This window comes from Methylocystis sp., assembly GCF_021731785.1.
Taxonomy (GTDB): Bacteria; Pseudomonadota; Alphaproteobacteria; order Rhizobiales; family Beijerinckiaceae; genus Methylocystis.
This window is the reverse complement of record NZ_JAKFWS010000123.1, coordinates 1-17,619: the sequence shown is the minus strand read 5'-3', so window position 1 is coordinate 17,619 and position 17,619 is coordinate 1. Positions and strand designations below refer to the sequence as shown.

Here is a 17,619-nt window from a genome sequence, read left to right as displayed (position 1 = left end):
CGCCCCAAACGGGTCGGCGACAAACCGTTCCGCCGTCATGCCAGGACGCCCAACGTAACCCCGCGCTAAACCAGCCCCCGCAATGTAAAGCTCCCCAGCCACTCCCGCCGGAACAGGATTCAAATAAATGTCAAGTACATAGACTTTTGCGCTGGCGGCATGATTCCAGTCGCATAGGAGCGTACGGCGCTCCATCGTCGTGAGCAGATCCAGCCGGCCAATCGGACGCTCGAGATCCGAAAAGGATTCGACCAGCCTTTGAAATCGTTGCCGGTGATTGGCCAACTCGGGCTCGGATGGCCCTGTTTTCGCGGCGATCAAATCGACATCGATCCGACCGTCATCCAAATGGTCCCAGATGGCAAAGTGCAGATTGCCAGGTAGCGCTGGCCACAGCCCATATATGGAGGCACGGCACTGCGCGAACTGTAGGTCGCGTCGTTCGACGAGGCCCAAAGAATAGGCGAACGGGTATGAGATTTCTAAGTGGCAATCTTTCGAACTGAGTTGCTGCCGTTCCCGCCCCCGGCATATCTCGCGCCCGCACTCCAGGATCCCATCGGCCACCGTCATGCCCGCCCGCATTTTGAGGCGGAGCTGAACGATGTCGGGCGTCGTGCAAAGGAGCCGTCCGGATCCGATAGGGCTGGCAGAGTCGTGCAGCCCCAGCACGATCTCCTCGAGGCCTGCAGAGCGGTGAAGATAGATCGCCACGACCGCCGCGGCCGCCGCCTCGAGCGACACGCCCAGCGAAGCTGCCAACGACCGAAGCCGCGTCGCGTCTGCGCCAGTCATACCCTCGCGCTGCCGCCGGGCGCGAACCGCCTCCACTGCTAAATCGCTCGCGCCAATACGAACTGGATCGGGCAGGTCCGCCAGCCGATCCGGCCAATTTTTCCGATCGGCGCTGAACCTGGTGGACGCGCGCGAAATGTACGCCGGCGGAAACGGCGATCTGGTTGCCACCTGCGCGTAGAGACGTGTGTAGACTTCCGCCACCCGTTCGGAAATCGACAACAGACCCGAAGAATCCACAAGAATGGGATGGCAACGGGAATACCAAAGGTAGCGGTCATTGGACAGCTTCAGCAGCGCGAAAGCGAAAAGCGGCCAGCATGTGGGTGACGTAGCTCGCTCGAAATCGGCCTCGATCCATGCTTCCGCTGCGCGTCGCGCAGGCATCTTGGCACCGAATTCGACGAACGTTAGCGGGTTTTCGGGAGGTTCGCAGACGACCTGGCAAGGCGCTCCCAATTGCTCCGTGATCCGGAGCCGCAATGTTTCGGTCTCGGCGATGACCTGACTGACGGCCTGCTGCAAAATCGGTCGGTCGATCGATCCGAAGATTTCGAAGCAAAGGCCGATATTGCGGGAAGGAGCAGAACGAACAGTATTCCACTCGGTCCAGAAACCGAGTTGAGCGGCCGACAGAGGTATATTAGCGCCTGTCGCTCTGCCGCCCAATTTCACGCCTCTCTCGCGATCCTAGCTAACAGTTAACGGAACCCAGTCCTTCATTGCGACGCGCTAAGTCTAACATAGCAGTCTATCCTCTCCAATTGCGCTTTATTGATGAGTCAGTGAACGAAAGGCTCTAACTATACTTTTGAATTCATTCGCATCTTTCGTAATCAACTCCCGTACGCCTAGGTTCGAAAGGGCCCGTATCTCCATCAGTGTCGAGCAGAGAAATGCGCCATCCACGCTGGCTACGTCGTCGTGGCCTATCTCAGTTTCCCGTACATCGATACCGAGGTCGGCTGCTAGCTTGATCACGACTAGGCGCGTAATGCCAGGGAATACGTCAGGCTTCAGACGCGGCGTTATCAGCCTGCCGCCCTCGATCAGGAAGACGTTGGCCGCGGAGGCCTCGGCCAGATGACCTTCTCTGTCGAACATGAGGGCATCGTCAAAACCAGCCTTCTCCGCCGTCTTACGGGCGTGAAAGCTGTTGACATAGGCCCCACTAACCTTGACCTGGCCCGGTATGGACCGGCTGGAAATCCGCTCGATCTCGGAAATCTGGCAATTGATCGGCTTGTCGAGATCACGATGGTTGTCAGTTCGGACGGTGAAAATGCTTACATCAACAGGGCGGCCTTCGGCGCCCGTGACCCAGAGCTCGGGCCCGCCCCGAAAAGCTATGGGGCGAACATACTGGGTACCCTTCGGCTCGCTCTTTAGCAGTTCGTGGATGCCAGCGAGCAGCTGATCGACTGTCCAGGGAATCGCGAGCCCCATGCGCGCGGCGCCAAGGCGGAAGCGACGCAAATGGTCTTCAGCGCGAAGGATGTGATAATGGTCGCCATTCCAATACGCCATCATGCCATCGAATACGGCAGTCCCCAGATGAAACGAGATGCTCGCCACGGAAGGCGCGCCTTTCTCCCGTTCTGTGACGAAACCATTGCACCAAGCATGCGTGCTCGCATCCGTCATGGCGTCGCGCTTTTTCCCTCGGTTCAGACGGCTCGTTTCGGCCGACGCCTAGCACATCGATGTCCGCGCCAGCCCCCTTTCTCCAGATCCATCAATTCAGCGATCTTCAGTCTTCGAGGCTGCGTCTTGCTGCTTCATGAACTCCACTAGACTCTTGGGCCGAAGATCGGTCCAATTGTTATTTATGTAATCGATGCAGCTCGCCCGATCGGCGGAATTGTAAACGATGGTCCAGCCATTCGGCACAGGCACGAAAGTCGGCCACAAGGAATGCTGTCCTTCGTCGTTGACGAGAACGTGGAAGGCGGCGTCTTCGTCCTCAAACGGATTTGTCATGCGCGAGCCCTTTTTCCCGGTCACATGGCATCGCAGAACAAGCACGGCTCAGCCGTAGCTCCCAGCGGAATAACGTCACAATCGCGAACGCCACACAATACTATATATTAAAGGGCACCTCGAAAAATATCTGCTTAAGGCGTGATGAGCGGCGTCCACGGTCATGGCGCAGCCGGGCTGTTCGACTCTGCCTCTCCGTGAGGCCGCCTGAAGTCGCCGCCGACGTGTCGGGAGGGGGTTTATAAATGCACTAACTCACCCTACCGAGACTCGTGACGCGCCGGTTCACTCGCTCGCAGTCGCCATCCTTTCGAGACAGACGAAACGGCGCATGTTGTAGACGAGGTTCGTCATTCCGATCTTGCACCTCGCGCGAACGATTCCGATGGTGCGAACAATTCCCGCTCCCATGCCGTTTTTCTGGTCGCCGAACACATGCTCGACGCGGGCGCGCACCTTCGAGCGCATTTTGTTGGCGGCCTTTTGCGCCTCGCTGAGTTGGCGATTGCGATAGGCCCTGCGATGAATGCGGCTCTTCAGGCCGCGTTCGGCGAGTTTTTTCTCAATTTCCTGGCTGCGATAGGCGCTATCGGCCCAGACGTCCGACGCGGTGTTGCTGGCGTCGAGAACGTCTTCGAGCTTTTGACTGTCATGCACGCTCGCGTCGCTCACCACGTAACGGCGCACAAATTTGTGCCGGCGATCGACGCCGATATGGTTTTTGTATCCGAAATACGACCGCTCGTTCTTCTTCGTCCAGCGCGCGTCCTTGTCCTTCTGGCGGTTCTTGGCCGGCTTCCGCTTCCAGTCTTCCGGCGTCTCGCCGTCCTTGATCGTCTCGTTCTCCTCGCGCGAATTGTGCTGCTTGGGCGCCGAGAGGATCGTCGCGTCGATGATCTGCCCGCCCATGGCGAGATAGCCCTTGTCTTTCAGGAACCCATCGAACAAATCAAACAATTCTTCCACCACGCCCGCTTTCGCCAGCGTTTCACGATAGAGCCAGAGAGTTTTGGCGTCAGGAACCGCATCTTCGAGACCCAAGCCAAGAAAGCGACCAAATGAGTAGCGGTCGCGAAGCTGGTATTCTGCCTGATCGTCGGAGAGATTGTAGAGCGCCTGCAACACCAGCACTTTGAAAATCACCACTTCGTCCCAGGGCTTGCGCCCCGCCGAACTCCTGCGTTCCGCGTCGTGCTTGCGGAGCTCGCCTTTGATCAACGCCGCCTTCAGTTTCGGCCGGAACGACTCCCATGGAACCAACGTCGCGATGGGAACCAGTGGATCGTTCTTGGCGTCGAGCCCTTCATAGCGTCGACTCAAATCGAAGAAACCAAGCTGTCCCACGCCAAACTCCCACGTTCAGAGCCTGCGAGGTTTGAATCTGATTTACGTAACGGTTGGAAGAGGGAATTTTTCGAGGTGCCCTAAAGTTCCTCGTGTGGGTTAACCTTGTCCGCCAACGCGACCTCGCGCAGGGATCGGAATGGACGATATCCAATACAATCGAATAGTTGGTGCAAAGGCCGATTCGGCGCTACAAGCAGCGCTCGAGCAGTTGGCTCTGCCGTTTATGCTGGTCGGCCATCGCGCGATCACGCCAGGCGACGGCAGCGCGCTCCTGCCTACCGAGGCGCCGGCCTGGAACGGCGCGGCCGAGCGGGTACGCCAATCCAGCGGGGCCGCGCGAATCGTGGTGCGGGAGCTGCTTGCGCGCCTCGGGCATTCGTCCTGTCCCGTGCCAAAAGCTGCCGGCGGGGCGCCGGCTTGGCCGGAGGGGATAATCGGCTCGCTGGCGCATGATCAGCGATTTGCGGTTGCAACGGTCGCCAGGCGCGCGGACTCTCACAGCATCGGCATCGACATCGAACCGGCCGAGAGCCTTCCTGCGGACCTGCTCGACATCGTCGCGACGCCCGCGGAGCGGATAAGGATCGGCGCCGACCTACTGATGGGCCGAGCGCTCTTCGTCATCAAAGAGGCAGTCTATAAGGCGGTCTATCCGCTCGATCGGACCTTTCTCGAGCATCACGACGTCGTGGTCGATCTGGACCGACGCGTTGCTGAGGTACGGAACGGACGTCCGGTCAATTTCAGGTATTGCCTGACGCCACGTGTGCTCGCCATTGCGTTTGTGACCGGGTCATGCTGACATTGGAAACGGACGTGTCACAGTTGAGGCGCCATGAGTGGCGTCCCAACCGAGCGGGATGCGCTCGAGTGAAAGGCCGCTCGCAGGGAGAGAATCTCCCGTGACATCGCCAGACCGCCTCGTGGTTTTCGTCCCGTTGCCGGAGCGGACCGCTTACAACGCGAGCTTCGTCTTAGCGCGCCGCCTCGAGCAGGAAGAATACACGGTCGCGTACCTGACTGCGCCCGCGCACGTTGACCACGTCGGCGCCCAGGGGTTCGACTGTCACGCACTCCTCCCTGATCCAATCCTGCCTCCACAGCAGCCGCACGAAGAGGCGCGAGGCATCCCAGCTTGGCTTAGGCGGCTGCAGGAGCGCTTCGTGGCTTTTCGCGCTTTCCAGCGTGGCCGCGAGCACGCGCTGACCTCGATAAGCGATTGGATCGCTGCGAGGAACCCGCAGCTCATCCTGCTCGATCCTCTAATGTGGGAGTTCACCCCGCCATTCCTTGAAGCCCGCGTCCCAATCGCGGGGCTTTGCAGCACCTTGACGGCCAAGCTCGATCTCAGGATTGCCCCCGTCTTTTCAGACATCATTCCCAATGAGCCGCCTGACTGGCGCACGTTTTTACGCAATAGCAGGGCATGGGCCGAAATCCTGCTTCCGATCCTGTGGCAGGATGCGACCGAGGGGCTTCAGCTCCTGGCCATGAACGGGCCGATACGCTATCGCCACGCCAGAGCGTGGTCGCGCGTGAAACGCTGTGGTGGGGCGCTGCGCTACGGCGAGTACGGCGTCAGGCTAGACGTGCCGGAGTTGGTCATGGCACCCAGGGCCATCGATCTGCCTAGCACGTCCCGACAGAATGGTCGGTTCTATGCGGGAAGCTCCGTCGACCTTCAGCGTCAAGATCCAGCATTCGACTGGCGCTCGATCGATCAGACAAAGCCACTCGTTTATTGCTCTTTAGGGACGTACAGCCGGTTCTATCCTCACAGCAAGCGTCTGTTCTCGGCTCTCATCGATGCGCTGAGCGACTCCGACCTGCAAGGGATCATTCAGATCGGTGACGCTGCGCGCGTCAGCGATTTCGGCCCAATCCCACCGCACATCCTGCTTGCCGAGTTCGTCCCACAGCTGGAAGTGCTGGAGCACGCCAGCTTGTTCGTCACACACGGCGGCTTCGGTTCCCTGCGCGAAGGCATCATGTTCGGCGTGCCGATGATCGTCTTTCCCTGCTGGCTAGACCAGCGTGGCAACGCAGCGCGGGTCGAGCATCACCGGTTAGGGCTGCGGGGCGAAATCGCCACGATCGACGCGGGATCGATGCGCCAACTGATCGCACGCGCTCAAGACCCGCGAGTCCGCGCGTCCGTCGATCGGATGCGGGCCGTTTTCGAGCGGGAGGCATCGTGCCAGGCGGGGGTAGACTGGATCGGGCACCTTCTACAGACATTCCGCGCACCACGCGAGACCAGGTGAGGCCGCGACAATTTCGATCGAGGCGTTGCCCAGCATTTTGCCGGCTTTCCTGCCCGCCACTTCATTTATTTCGTGGGAGCCAAAGGACACGTCCGACAAGACGTATAGTCACAGAGCATTTTGGAATCGGCTGTGCAACCGCCAAAGACACCCCCTACACGCCGCAGAAAGCATCGGTTACGCTTTGAGCCAGATCGGAACGCTTACGAGTGTATTCGTCAAGACTGGTTATCCAAATGCTTCAATCGGCCGGGAGCGCGAGATGGAGATGACTTCCGAAATCGACCTTGATCCGGAGGACTGGGACAAGTTTCGGGATGAAAGCCATAGGGCTCTCGACCGAATGATCGACTACTTGCGTCACGCCCGCGAAAGGCCGGTCTGGCGCCAGGCGCCGCGAGAGGCGAAAGCGCGGTTTTGCCAAGACCTCCCAGTAGCGAGACGGGATTTTTCGGAGGTACTCGCCGACTTCGAGAAATTTATCAAGCCTTACGCCACCGGCAATACGCATCCGTTGTTCATGGGCTGGGCGCATGGCGCTGGGACGCCCGTTGGCATGATCGCCGATATGCTGGCTGCCGGCCTGAATGCGAATTGCGGCGGCCGCAACCATATCGCCATCGATGTAGAGTGGCAGATCGCCTCATGGATGGCGCAAGCCTTCGGATTTCCGCCCGATGCGAGCGGCATCTTTGTGACAGGCTCGTCGATTGCCAATTTTCTTTCCTTGTTGGTTGCGCGCGAACATGCTCTCGAAAGTAAGAACGTGCGTCTAAATGGTTTGCAGGGCATGGCCGGCCAGCTCATCGCCTACGCCTCGCGCGAGGTGCACAATTGTGTGCGACAGGCTATGGAATTGTCGGGACTAGGCGCGAGCAATTTGCGACTAATTGACGCCGACGAACGGCGAACGATGCGCATCGGAGAGCTCGATAAAGCGATAACGGCTGATCGCAGAGCGGGCCTCGAGCCATTTCTGGTTGTCGGAACCGCCGGCTCCGTCGACACGGGCGCGATTGACGATCTTGACGGGATCGCCGACATCGCCGACCGCGAAGGCCTATGGTTCCATATCGACGGCGCCTTCGGCGCTCTCGCAGTGCTCTCGCCAAGACTCAAGCCTTTAGTGAAAGGACTGGAGCGCGCTGATAGCATCGCCTTCGATTTTCATAAATGGCTGCATGTCCCCTATGATGCGGGATACTTTCTGGTGCGCGATCCGGTCGCACACCGGCGCGCATTCGCCGCCGAGGCCGCCTATCTTTCGCGCGCCCCGCGGGGCTTGGCCGCCGGCGATATTTGGCCATGCGATCTCGGATCTGATCTCTCACGTGGCTTTCGTGCTCTGAAAATATGGTTCACTATCGAGGTGTTTGGAACGGAGCGCCTCGGCCAATGCATCGAGCAGACCTGCCGGATTGCACAACACCTCCAAAAGCGCATCGAGGCCTCCGAGACTTTCTTCATACGGGCGCCAGTGACCCTCAATATCGTCTGTTTTGGACTGAAAGACGATCCCGACGGGCAATTGGCGCGCGAGATCGTGATGGACCTGCACGAACGCGGCGAAGCGGCGCTTTCTGTCACAATTCTCGACGGCACGCCCGCAATTCGAGCGGCCATCTTCAATCACCGCGCGCGCCGGTCCGACATGGACGACTTCATCGAGATGCTCGAGTGCGCCGCGCGGCGCGCCAAGCAAGCCCCGCGGCCGAACGATGTTTTGGCGGCGTCGCTGAAAAATGCCGGCCGGTAAATCTTATGGCCTCTCATGGGAAGTGCCGGCTGCCACTGAGTAATCTGACCGGGATATCGGATCATGAGAGCCACGGGACCGCGCGTCGAGGGAGGACGCGGTGACGCGCGACGGACCTCGTCGTGAGGCACACGTCGGTGACACTTAGCGCACGCGGTTTAGGTGCGGCACTGCACTTCCCGCAAACGTGCTCGCGGCAGAATCGCTTTGTGCCGCGCCCAACGTTGACGAGCACCAGAAGCGCGCCGTCCGATGTCCTGAGCTGTTCAACGCTCTTTGCAGGCCGCGGTATGAGAGGGTGACTGCGTCCGACGCCTTGCGTTCAAAAAGCGCGCTCTAGATGTGAGCTTGCAATAGGTTGTCCATCCGGATGGGACCGAGGAAAGTGGAGTTGCGAAGCTTCACCTTTTCCCGGAGATCCGGATGAACATCCATAAGAATGCCCGTTTGACGCCGCTCGGTCGAGCGGAATTGGCGCGTCGGGTGTTGGAGGGCGGCGAGCCGGTCGCCAAAGTCGCCTGCGACTTTCATGTTTGCAGCAAGACGGTCTGCAAATGGGTGGAGCGGCGTAGGGAGGCGGGCCTGGAAGGGCTTTCCGATCGCTCCTCACGGCCGCGTCGCCTGCGAAGACCGACCCCGCAAGCCAGGATCGATGACATCATCGCGCTACGCCGCCAGCGCTTCACCGGAAAGCATATCGCCAGGGTCGCGGGCGTCAGCGCGGCGACGGTGAGCCGCGTGCTCAAACGCGCCGGCCTCAGCCGCCTGCGCGATCTCGAGCCGGCCGAGCCGGTCAAACGCTACGAGCGCCAGAACCCCGGTGAGATGATCCACATCGACATCAAGAAACTCGGGCGTTTCGAGCGCGTCGGCCACAGGATCACCGGCGATCGCACCGGCCAGAGCAAGAGCCGCGGCGTCGGCTGGGAGTTCGTCCATGTCTGCGTCGACGACGCTTCGCGGGTGGCGTTCACGCAGATCAAGCCGGATGAGAAAGCCGTCAGCGCCATCGACTTTTTGAAAGCGGCGGTCGCCTATTACAAAAGCCTCGGCGTCACCGTCGCCCGCGTCATGACCGACAACGGCTCCTGCTATGTCTCCCGCGACTTCGCCAAAGCCTGCAAAAGATTGCGGCTCAAGCACATCCGAACGAAACCCTACACGCCAAAGACCAACGGCAAGGCCGAGCGATTCATCCAGACCGCCTTACGCGAATGGGCTTACGCAACCGCTTTCGCGTCATCAGACCAACGCGCAGAGGAACTCCCGGTCTGGATGCACAGATGCAACTGGCATCGTCCCCACGGCGGAATAAAATGCCAAACGCCAATCAACCGCCTCGGCCTAACCAGAGACAACCTGTTGAGGCTCCACAGCTAGAGCGCGCAGCAATTCAAACCCGCTGATCGAACCGCCCAGAATGCAGCGTTCGCGCCGCGACTACCGACAGAAGCGTGAAACCCGCATAAGACGAACACCCCGCAAAGGAGAGACCGTTGACCGATTACAGAGGCGTCCAGGTTTTTTTTGGCAGTGCATGGCGTCGAGCGTGAAGACGCGGTCGCTCAGACCCATGGCGCCGATCAGCGCCTGCACAGCGCGGATCTCGTTCGATTTCTCGTCGATCACTTCATGTGCGAGAATGATCCGATGGTCGATGGCGAAGGCGCTGAGCACATGCGCGGCCTTGCGATCGGCGAAATAGTCGAAGCTTTGCCGCAACGTCTTTCCGTCGATGGCAATGAAGAGGGACGGCGCGGCGGCGCAAGAAACGTCGAGACTTTCCGCTTGACAACGAAACGCCTGCTCGGTTTCGCTCGGATCGAGTTGGCGCGGGATTCCGCGCGCGGAGGTGTAATATAAGCTGGCGGTCATCGAAGCGGGGCGTCCCGAACAGCCGCATTGAGTACGCAAAGCCTCGCACGGATCAGGGTTTGGATTTGTCGATACGACCGAGCGCCGCGGGATGGCGGCAAGACAGGATGCAAGATCGTTCGTCGTCATAGGGCACCCTCAGATTCGAGTTGCTCCCCAAAGATTCAGACACTTCCCGACCTGAAAAACGAAAAATCAGAGCGTTGAACAGCCCTGGCGGAACAAACCTGAAGGAAATCTGCTCAGCTTTTATTCAGATTAATGTGCTTATCGGCCAATCCGAAGACGTTCTCGTCGTGAGTAACAACTATTACAGTTTTTCCAATGCTTTTTAACCAAGGCAAAATTTCACGATAAAATTTATTTCTAAAGTAACTATCTTGGTCAGCCGCCCATTCATCAAAAACGCAGATTGGTCGCTTCTCCAATATCAGCGCCGCCAAGGCTATTCTTTTTCGCTGGCCAGATGAAAGATGTATCGTACTAAATCTTCTTCCTTCAATGTTCGTTTTGTGTTCAATTTCTAATTTTCGCAAAATTTCCGTTGCTTCAGCCCCGTCAACCTCTGGAATTCCATAAAGTGTTTTAAATATATAGTTGTCAGAAAAAACAGCGCAAAACAGTTCTCTATATGATTCAATATTATCAGCAGTGATTTGGCGGTCATCGACAGATAAATGGCCGCTGGTCGGGAAGTATAATCCAGCAATAAGCTTGAGCAATGTCGATTTACCAGTTCCATTCGAACCAGTTATGAAAACAACTTCTCCTCTACCAATAGTTAGACTAATCCCGCCGAAGCGGAACCCTCCTGCGCCGTCGTCGTAATTGTAGTAAACATTGCTCAATACAATTTCATGAAAGTTTAGCAAGTCAGATTTTTGGCTGTTAATAACAGGCTTAACATCTCCAAGAGATTGTTCAATCAAATATATTGCTTTCGTTGAGGCGGCAATTTTTTGGGCCAAAGGTATCGCGCTTACGACAGTAATGGTTGGGCCTATTAGAAATAGAGCGCTTACAGCGGCCATTGCAATTGTTGTTTGCGACAATCCGCTAATCATTGGAACCACGAGAACAGTGCTTCCGAGAAAAATGAAATAGCAAATCTCGGAATATATATGTTTTTTTGCAAAAATCTTATTCAATTTAATTTTATATATACGTATTGATTGCGCAATAGATTTTGTGATATCCGCTAGCTCCACAGCCCGCGCATAGTTCAACTTGACCTCCTTAAACCCATGCAGCAGCTCAGAAACTTTTTCCGTATAATTGCTCTCGAGCTTTAATGTAAGCTGATAGGATTTGTTAATTGTCGCGCGCTGTTGTATAAGTAGTGTCGCAGATACAAGTATAAATAGCGCAGCAGCGCAAAATACGATCAAGGAAACGGATGCGATATACGCTAGTGTAAAAAATACAATTAGAGCCTGCTCTCCAATCATTGCAAATGCAAATGTTGCATCAGAAACGACCTGCGTTTCTGTGTTTATACATGTTAATATTCCATTTATGTCTAATTTCTCTATCTCACGAAGTTCCAAACTACATATTCTTTGAAATATGCGCGTGCGGAACGCATTAATTGCGTCTTCCACAACTTTCACCGTGCTGCTTATCAAAGTTTTATGAGCTATACCGAACACTGCAACAGAGGTTACGAAAAACATTATCTCTAATATATGGTCTTTCTCTGTAGCATTGATTTCTGTGATGCGTTTGTTTATTACGATAAGAATCGCGGCATTACAGAGCGCAGACCCTACGGAGACGACTAAGAGTTTGAGCCAAGCAATTTTTGGCGTTTCTCCGAAAAAAACGAGGAGTGAAGACATTTTGAGTTTCTCGTTTTTACTCGCGTTGCTGTCCCGATCAGGTGGACCTGCTCGCCCTCCGTTCATTGACCTCTCTATCAAAATCCGGGTTGCGCCTTTTTACCCGGGGTTCGCCGGATAGGCCCTGGTTCGGATGCAACTTTCCCCGAATTTGACGCCTTCCACAAGGCCGCGCGGCCATGGAGACCGCCGTCGGAGGCCAAAAACGCTCGTTGTGTCTATGAAGACGTCGACATATGGCTTAGGCTCTCATACGACTCCATCGCGAAATCTCCTCATCCTTTGCGTGGCGGTTCACGTCGGAAATTTCGACGCTGGATTTCGGAATATGTCAAACCGCTACTGCCTCCCCGACAAAGCCGGGGGATTCTCGCTTCGTTTTAGGGAGATACGGCGAACGGCTGGTCCAAGATGAAAATCAAGCCTAAATCACTCGCCGTTGCCATCTCAGTATTCACTTGTTTAATGCTTTGCGAGCTTATGACACGCTTGCTTGCTCCGCCCTGGCTACACCAAAGAATGGCCGTTCTGACCGCGAGAGGTGAAAGCCCCGACGGGGTCGGCACGGACCGCCAGTGGAAGGTGGAGCGCAAGAACGGAAGATTCTTTTCTTTCACTCCACAACAGAGTTTCGACGTGTTACATGACGAATACCATAATGTCGCACATATAGATGAACTTGGAGGGCGCCGAACCGTCATCGATGGTAATCTGCGCAGCTCGCTAATTGTAATGCTTGGCGACTCATTCACTTTTGGAGTTGGTGTTAAGGACACAGAGACATTCGTGAATATAATTGCTACTCGAATTCCGCAATATAGATTTATAAATCTCGGCGTTCCCGGCAGCGCACTTCCCCAGCAGTTAGATATATTGAGAGAGCGCCAAGACGAACTAAAGCCTATTGCTTATGTATTTTTCTTTTTCCTTGGTAACGATTTTGCAGATATACTACAGAGCTCAAATATTATGGCTTATGACCCTCTAGATGATTTCCTACGTAAAGTAGATGATCAGATCTGCCGCAACTATTTACTAGAGCATTCCTATTCAATACAAGTTATCTGCGCTTCATTGCCGATTTCTGTGGTCGCAACGCGACCATGGTTTGAGCTTCCTCGCGATCCAGTTTTCTACGTCATGGACCGGTCGATGGCGCGATACCAGCAATTGGCGGCTGCAGCGCTTGCGAACCAACTACGAACCCTCGCAGACTTGCAGAGGAGCATGCATTTCAAAAGTATAATAGTTGCCGTTCCGGATGTGAATCAACTGAGCAATAGACATCGCAAACTCCAAGCGGATTCATACGGTGTTCCATTTGCTCAACTCGAGGCGTCTCGGCCAAATGCAATTCTAGCCAGGGAAGTGCAAGAAGCTGACCTTTTGCTCTTCGATCCCACGCCATGTATGGGCACGTCGGTTCCAGAGATGGAAGCCCTATACTACCGTCATGACAATCATTTTCGGCCACTTGGGCATGAGATCTTTGCAAATTGCGTAACTAAGGAGATTGCCAAACTGCTTTCGAAGGAGGCATCAAAATGATAACTTCTGTAAAGCCCGCATTTGCCGGATGACTTCTGATTTTGCTGTACATCTGGGACATTTATGGCATAATTTTCAGAGCGTTAAGCTTCGTTTCGTCGCGCAACACAGCCCTGATAAGAAGGATTTGTGGCTCCCGCCGCGATCGAGCCGAAGCCACAGCCTGGGGCGAGTATACTCCGATGCCAGGATGGCAACGCATGAAGGTGTCATTCGGCGCAGCTCCCCTGTAAACTACCCGCTCATTAGGCGACTGTCGGATCAGAAAGAGCGCAGGATATGCACAAGCGAATCCTCGTGACGGGCGGCGCGGGCTTTCTTGGCTCACATTTATGCGAACGACTGCTTCAGTCGCGCCACGACGTTCTCTGCGTCGATAATTTTTTTACCGGGAGCCGTCGCAATATCGCGCATCTCCTTGATGACCGCAGCTTCGAACTCTTGCGCCACGACGTGACCTTTCCACTCTATGTCGAAGTGGACCAGATTTACAATTTGGCCTGCCCCGCCTCGCCGATTCATTACCAACTAGATCCCGTGCAGACGACCAAGACGAGCGTGATTGGCGTCATCAACATGCTCGGTCTCGCCAAGCGGGTCAAAGCCAAAATGTTGCAGGCGTCGACGTCAGAAGTCTACGGTGATCCGACCGTACATCCTCAGCCCGAAGAATATTGGGGCAATGTCAATCCGATCGGCTTTCGCTCTTGTTACGACGAAGGGAAGCGCTGCGCGGAGACGCTAGTCTTCGACTACATCCGCCAACATAGAGTGGCAGCTAAGGTGGTCCGCATTTTCAACGCTTATGGCCCGCGCATGCACCCAAACGACGGTCGCGTCGTCTCGAACTTCGTGGTACAAGCATTGAGCGGAAGGGACATCACGCTCTATGGAGACGGCTGCCAAACCCGATCCTTTTGTTATGTCGACGACGTCATCGAGGCGATCGTCCGCATGATGGCGACAGACCGTGACACTACCGGTCCCATCAACATCGGCAATCCGAAGGAGTTCACGATCCATGAATTGGCCGAATTGGTCCTGGAATTGACCGGCTCCAAATCAAAGCTTGTGTTCCAGCCTTTGCCTTATGACGATCCGAAGCAGCGCCAGCCGGACATTCGCAAAGCCAAGGAGGCGCTCGAGTGGGAACCGCAAGTGGCCTTACGTGACGGGCTCCTGAAGACGATCGACTATTTTGACGATTTACTGCGCAAGGGGTGCGGCCTCAATGCAGTGCAAACCTAAGCGCATAGCGGCTAGGGAGACGCGACGTGTTTTGACGGTCGTTGAATGCGTCACGATTTCGCCGACACCCAGGTTCATTGAATGGGCTTCAACGGTAACCCGACTAATGCATCCCGTACATGAGGTTGCTGCTCCCCGGTCACGGGGATGACCCTACCGCTGGTGATTCGTTGGACACCGAATGGAGAGCAGCGAAGACGATGATTGTAGGAACGGACGTGGGCGGCAAGCGAACGGCGGTGTCCATTTTGGACGACGCGGGCAAGGTTGTGTGGCGCGGAATGGCCGACACGCAGCCAGAGATGATCGACGCTGCCTTACGACGCTTCAAAGGCGAACTCTCGAAAGTCGGACTGGAAAGCGGGCCGGTCACGCCGCATCTATTCCGTTGGCGGCCATGGATTATCCAATGATTTGCATGGATGCACGGCGAGCGGCGGATGCGATTAAGAGCTGTCGGATCAAGAGCGACAAGGGTGACGCTTGCGCGCTTGCCGAGATGTTGCGGACTGGCTGGTTCACATCAGTCCACGTCAAGTCCGCAGGCACGCATCAGTTGAAAGCTCTACTCGGCGCGCGGGATCAATTGGTCAAGGTCAAGCGTTCGCTGGGTAACCAAGTGCGAGGGCTTCTCCGGCCTTTCGGCATAAGACTGCCGTCGCGCGCCGGGATGAAGAAATTCATGACGGCGGCGTATCATTCGACGCGAGACGATCCGGTGATGGGCGCCAGCATCGAGGCGTTACTTGAAGCTCGGGCGTCGATCGAGGCGCAACTGGCCAAGCTCGACGGCGGCTTTAAGGAACTGTCGCGCCGCAACGAAGTTGCGTGGCGTTTGATTAGTGTTCCTGGCGTAGGGCCGGCCGCGACGCTCGCCTTCATCGCTGCGATCGAGAACGTGGAGCGTTTCAAGAGAACGCGCGAAATCGGGGCCTATCTCGGGCTGACCGAGAATCGCTACCAATCGGCCAACACTGATGTCGGCATGGGCATCTCCAAACAGGGCGACGCCATGGCGCGACATGATCTTTACGAGGCGGCCAACGTGCTGCTGACCACGGTAAAGAGGCGCTTCGCCTTGCGCAACTTGAGGCTGAAGCTCATCGAGACGATTGGGCCAAAGCGCGCCTCTGTGACGGTGGCGAGGAAGCTCGCTGTGCTCAGGGGGCGCATGTTGAATTACGGCGCGCACTTCGATGCGGCTGTCGCGGCAGGCCCGAAAAAGCGCTTGGCGAGGAAAGGAGATTCTGAGTTCAAGCGATTCCGCCCCTCGGCAATGAAGCGGGTGCGGACCGAAAGGAGTGAGCGCGCGACACGTTGGTTGCAGATCCAAAACCTGCGCTCGCAGCGACCTCATGTAAAGAACCAATTCGGAGGATGACTAGCGTTGACTAATGCAGCATTGCTTCGATGGCAACAATTGCGCCGCGCTGCCTACAGGCGCTTACCGCTTTTTTTATCCGACTACATAGACGGTGGCGCGGGAGATGAACTTGCGCTTCAGAGAAATAGGTTGGATCTAGATGCGATTAAACTTCGTCCACGAGTTCTTAGGCAGATGACCGATGTTTCTTCCACGACGGAAATCCTTGGTTGCGAATGTTCCATGCCGGTCGTTGTAGCGCCAACCGGACTGAACACCTTGATCGCGCGGAATGGAGACGTCACTCTCGCCCAAGCCGCCAATCGAGCTGGGATACCCTTTATACTGTCAACTGCATCCTTTACACCCATCAGAGAACTTCGCGCCCACGTCGACCTCCCACCGTGGTTCCAACTCTATGCGCAGAATCCAGCGCTCACTGAGCATCTCGTAAGACAAGCCTTGCTTGCGGACTGCCCTGTGTTGGTCCTCACTGTCGACACGCCAACTGGAGGAATTCGCTGGCGTGATGGGCGCAACAACTTCCGTGTAAGACCCAGTCGTCAAATGATGGCTCAGACCCTGTTTCGTCCAAGATGGCTATCTCAATATCTAATAGGAGAACTGTCTGAACGCTTGCGGCCGAAGAGGCAACAGCTGTCCGATGACCTTCTCGAACGAAAGCTGGATAGAAGCTTCGACTGGGACGACTGCGCCCGACTTCGTGATAAGTGGCCACGTCGATTGGTGCTAAAGGGCATTCTGAGCGCGGAGGACGCAGCTCGCGCAGCAACGATGGGTGTCGATGGCGTGGTTGTGTCCAATCACGGTGGCAGACAATTTGACGCCGCACCCTCTTCCTGGCGTGTTTTTTCTGAAATCAAACAAGCGGTGCCAGCGGGCATGACCCTTTTGGTTGATGGCGGCATCCGCACAGGTGATGATGTGGTGCGAGCGCTCGCATTAGGCGCGAAAGGCGTTCTTATCGGACGATTGCCACTGTGGGCGCTCGCGGCTGGCGGGTCGAAAACGTTAGATGCGATGTTCCTGAGTTTGGCGAAACAAATCATCATTACGATGACTTTGCTAGGCTGCCAGTCTCCCCGGGAAGTCGACTCTTCACGTATTTTAGAGGATTGGCCCGGCTGATAAATAAGCGCCCGACTTTAAAAAAGCGCTTGATCAGCCTTGTGGCCTTTGGGGCGTCATGCTTGCGAAAGCCCCGGGAGACTCGCAACGCCATGGAGCGAGGCGGATCGCCCGAAGTTCGCCTCCGGAAGGAACGGCGATTTAGGGCCGGTAATCGAAGGAGTGGGCGCGACGCAGTTTGGCGTTCAAAGTTTCAATGGCGGCGAGGAGTTATTCCAGCACAAGCGTCCCTTCGTAAGACCGTGTCTCCGCTACTGAGACAGAGGTGGCTCGCCCATCGCTCGTTTTGACGAAAAAGACATCTCGATCGAAAAGGCCGATGGATTCGGTCGGGGGGATCGGCGGTAACGGACCTCCGCTACCAGTTACGGGCTTTTCGTATTAAATACAGCTATATAATGAATTTTGCTGCGACGCCATTCCTCGCCATATTACTACGATACCGCTACCACCGTT

The 17,619-nt window shown here is 56.2% G+C and carries 16 protein-coding genes; 9 read left to right on the top strand and 7 right to left on the bottom strand.

Features of this window, described 5'->3' with window-relative positions; genetic code table 11:
• The 4 genes from QZ964_RS17310 to QZ964_RS17295 all read right to left on the bottom strand — a co-directional run.
• A partial coding sequence (locus QZ964_RS17310; protein ID WP_292533060.1) for a condensation domain-containing protein occupies positions 1–1,470 on the bottom strand: 1,470 nt, incomplete at its 3' end.
• A gap of 96 nt (positions 1,471–1,566) precedes the next feature.
• On the bottom strand, positions 1,567–2,439 hold the full coding sequence (locus QZ964_RS17305; protein WP_292533058.1) for an aminotransferase class IV: 873 nt from the start codon (positions 2,437–2,439) through the stop codon (positions 1,567–1,569).
• A 96-nt stretch (positions 2,440–2,535) separates the two neighbouring features.
• Positions 2,536–2,775 carry an MbtH family protein gene (locus QZ964_RS17300; RefSeq protein WP_292533057.1) on the bottom strand — a complete coding sequence of 80 codons (240 nt, stop codon included), beginning with the start codon at positions 2,773–2,775 and terminating at the stop codon, positions 2,536–2,538.
• 285 nt (positions 2,776–3,060) lie between these two features.
• On the bottom strand, positions 3,061–4,119 hold the full coding sequence (locus QZ964_RS17295) for an IS5 family transposase (protein ID WP_292533055.1): 1,059 nt from the start codon (positions 4,117–4,119) through the stop codon (positions 3,061–3,063).
• A gap of 139 nt (positions 4,120–4,258) precedes the next feature.
• Between QZ964_RS17295 and QZ964_RS17290 the strand changes: the two genes are divergently transcribed.
• Positions 4,259–4,924 (top strand): 4'-phosphopantetheinyl transferase, encoded by a 666-nt coding sequence (locus QZ964_RS17290; protein WP_292533054.1) that lies wholly within the window; start codon positions 4,259–4,261, stop codon positions 4,922–4,924.
• Between the two features lie 172 nt (positions 4,925–5,096).
• Here the strand turns inward: QZ964_RS17290 and QZ964_RS17285 are convergent, their stop codons facing one another.
• Positions 5,097–5,321, bottom strand: a complete 225-nt coding sequence (locus tag QZ964_RS17285) for a hypothetical protein (protein WP_292533052.1) — start codon at positions 5,319–5,321, stop codon at positions 5,097–5,099.
• Between QZ964_RS17285 and QZ964_RS17280 the strand changes: the two genes are divergently transcribed.
• The 3 genes from QZ964_RS17280 to QZ964_RS17270 all read left to right on the top strand — a co-directional run bounded on the left by QZ964_RS17280 (position 5,286) and on the right by QZ964_RS17270 (position 9,522).
• Positions 5,286–6,386 carry a nucleotide disphospho-sugar-binding domain-containing protein gene (locus QZ964_RS17280; protein WP_292533050.1) on the top strand — a complete coding sequence of 367 codons (1,101 nt, stop codon included), beginning with the start codon at positions 5,286–5,288 and terminating at the stop codon, positions 6,384–6,386. The genes QZ964_RS17285 and QZ964_RS17280 overlap by 36 nt on opposite strands.
• Positions 6,387–6,648: 262 nt before the next feature.
• Positions 6,649–8,142, top strand: coding sequence for a pyridoxal-dependent decarboxylase (locus tag QZ964_RS17275; RefSeq protein ID WP_292533049.1), 1,494 nt, complete (start codon positions 6,649–6,651; stop codon positions 8,140–8,142).
• 423 nt (positions 8,143–8,565) lie between these two features.
• Entirely contained in the window at positions 8,566–9,522 is a 957-nt protein-coding gene (locus QZ964_RS17270; protein ID WP_292533047.1) for an IS481 family transposase, read from the top strand.
• A gap of 60 nt (positions 9,523–9,582) precedes the next feature.
• Here the strand turns inward: QZ964_RS17270 and QZ964_RS17265 are convergent, their stop codons facing one another.
• Together QZ964_RS17265 and QZ964_RS17260 are read right to left on the bottom strand one after the other, a co-directional pair.
• The gene (locus QZ964_RS17265) at positions 9,583–10,017 is read right to left on the bottom strand and encodes an ISAs1 family transposase (protein WP_292533045.1); all 435 of its coding nucleotides are present in this window, start codon (positions 10,015–10,017) and stop codon (positions 9,583–9,585) included.
• A gap of 242 nt (positions 10,018–10,259) precedes the next feature.
• Positions 10,260–11,855 (bottom strand): cyclic peptide export ABC transporter, encoded by a 1,596-nt coding sequence (locus QZ964_RS17260; protein WP_292533044.1) that lies wholly within the window; start codon positions 11,853–11,855, stop codon positions 10,260–10,262.
• Positions 11,856–12,266: 411 nt separating this feature from the next.
• Here QZ964_RS17260 and QZ964_RS17255 point away from each other — a divergent pair, with 411 nt between their 5' ends.
• The 5 genes from QZ964_RS17255 (at position 12,267) to QZ964_RS17235 (ending at position 17,163) form a co-directional block, all read left to right on the top strand.
• Positions 12,267–13,403 (top strand): SGNH/GDSL hydrolase family protein, encoded by a 1,137-nt coding sequence (locus tag QZ964_RS17255; RefSeq protein WP_292533042.1) that lies wholly within the window; start codon positions 12,267–12,269, stop codon positions 13,401–13,403.
• Between the two features lie 279 nt (positions 13,404–13,682).
• A complete protein-coding gene (locus QZ964_RS17250; RefSeq protein ID WP_292533040.1) occupies positions 13,683–14,651 on the top strand; it encodes a UDP-glucuronic acid decarboxylase family protein in 969 nt (322 codons plus the stop codon).
• Between the two features lie 200 nt (positions 14,652–14,851).
• Positions 14,852–15,064, top strand: coding sequence for a hypothetical protein (locus tag QZ964_RS17245; RefSeq protein WP_292533039.1), 213 nt, complete (start codon positions 14,852–14,854; stop codon positions 15,062–15,064).
• Positions 15,049–16,032, top strand: a complete 984-nt coding sequence (locus QZ964_RS17240) for an IS110 family transposase (protein ID WP_367119295.1) — start codon at positions 15,049–15,051, stop codon at positions 16,030–16,032. Before QZ964_RS17245 ends, QZ964_RS17240 begins: the two co-directional genes overlap by 16 nt.
• 6 nt (positions 16,033–16,038) lie before the next feature.
• Positions 16,039–17,163, top strand: a complete 1,125-nt coding sequence (locus tag QZ964_RS17235; protein WP_367119294.1) for an alpha-hydroxy acid oxidase — start codon at positions 16,039–16,041, stop codon at positions 17,161–17,163.
• Positions 17,164–17,619: the final 456 nt, after the last annotated feature.

Excerpts from the sequence above, each read along its gene's own strand:
- QZ964_RS17265 (WP_292533045.1), bottom strand. The coding sequence starts at position 10,017 with ATGACCGCCAGCTTATATTACACCTCCGCGCGCGGAATCCCGCGCCAA.
- QZ964_RS17245 (WP_292533039.1), top strand. The coding sequence starts at position 14,852 with ATGATTGTAGGAACGGACGTGGGCGGCAAGCGAACGGCGGTGTCCATT.
- QZ964_RS17250 (WP_292533040.1), top strand. The coding sequence starts at position 13,683 with ATGCACAAGCGAATCCTCGTGACGGGCGGCGCGGGCTTTCTTGGCTCA.
- QZ964_RS17255 (WP_292533042.1), top strand. The coding sequence starts at position 12,267 with ATGAAAATCAAGCCTAAATCACTCGCCGTTGCCATCTCAGTATTCACT.
- QZ964_RS17275 (WP_292533049.1), top strand. The coding sequence starts at position 6,649 with ATGGAGATGACTTCCGAAATCGACCTTGATCCGGAGGACTGGGACAAG.
- QZ964_RS17290 (WP_292533054.1), top strand. The coding sequence starts at position 4,259 with ATGGACGATATCCAATACAATCGAATAGTTGGTGCAAAGGCCGATTCG.
- QZ964_RS17305 (WP_292533058.1), bottom strand. The coding sequence starts at position 2,439 with ATGACGGATGCGAGCACGCATGCTTGGTGCAATGGTTTCGTCACAGAA.
- QZ964_RS17260 (WP_292533044.1), bottom strand. The coding sequence starts at position 11,855 with ATGTCTTCACTCCTCGTTTTTTTCGGAGAAACGCCAAAAATTGCTTGG.
- QZ964_RS17240 (WP_367119295.1), top strand. The coding sequence starts at position 15,049 with ATGGATTATCCAATGATTTGCATGGATGCACGGCGAGCGGCGGATGCG.
- QZ964_RS17300 (WP_292533057.1), bottom strand. The coding sequence starts at position 2,775 with ATGACAAATCCGTTTGAGGACGAAGACGCCGCCTTCCACGTTCTCGTC.
- QZ964_RS17270 (WP_292533047.1), top strand. The coding sequence starts at position 8,566 with ATGAACATCCATAAGAATGCCCGTTTGACGCCGCTCGGTCGAGCGGAA.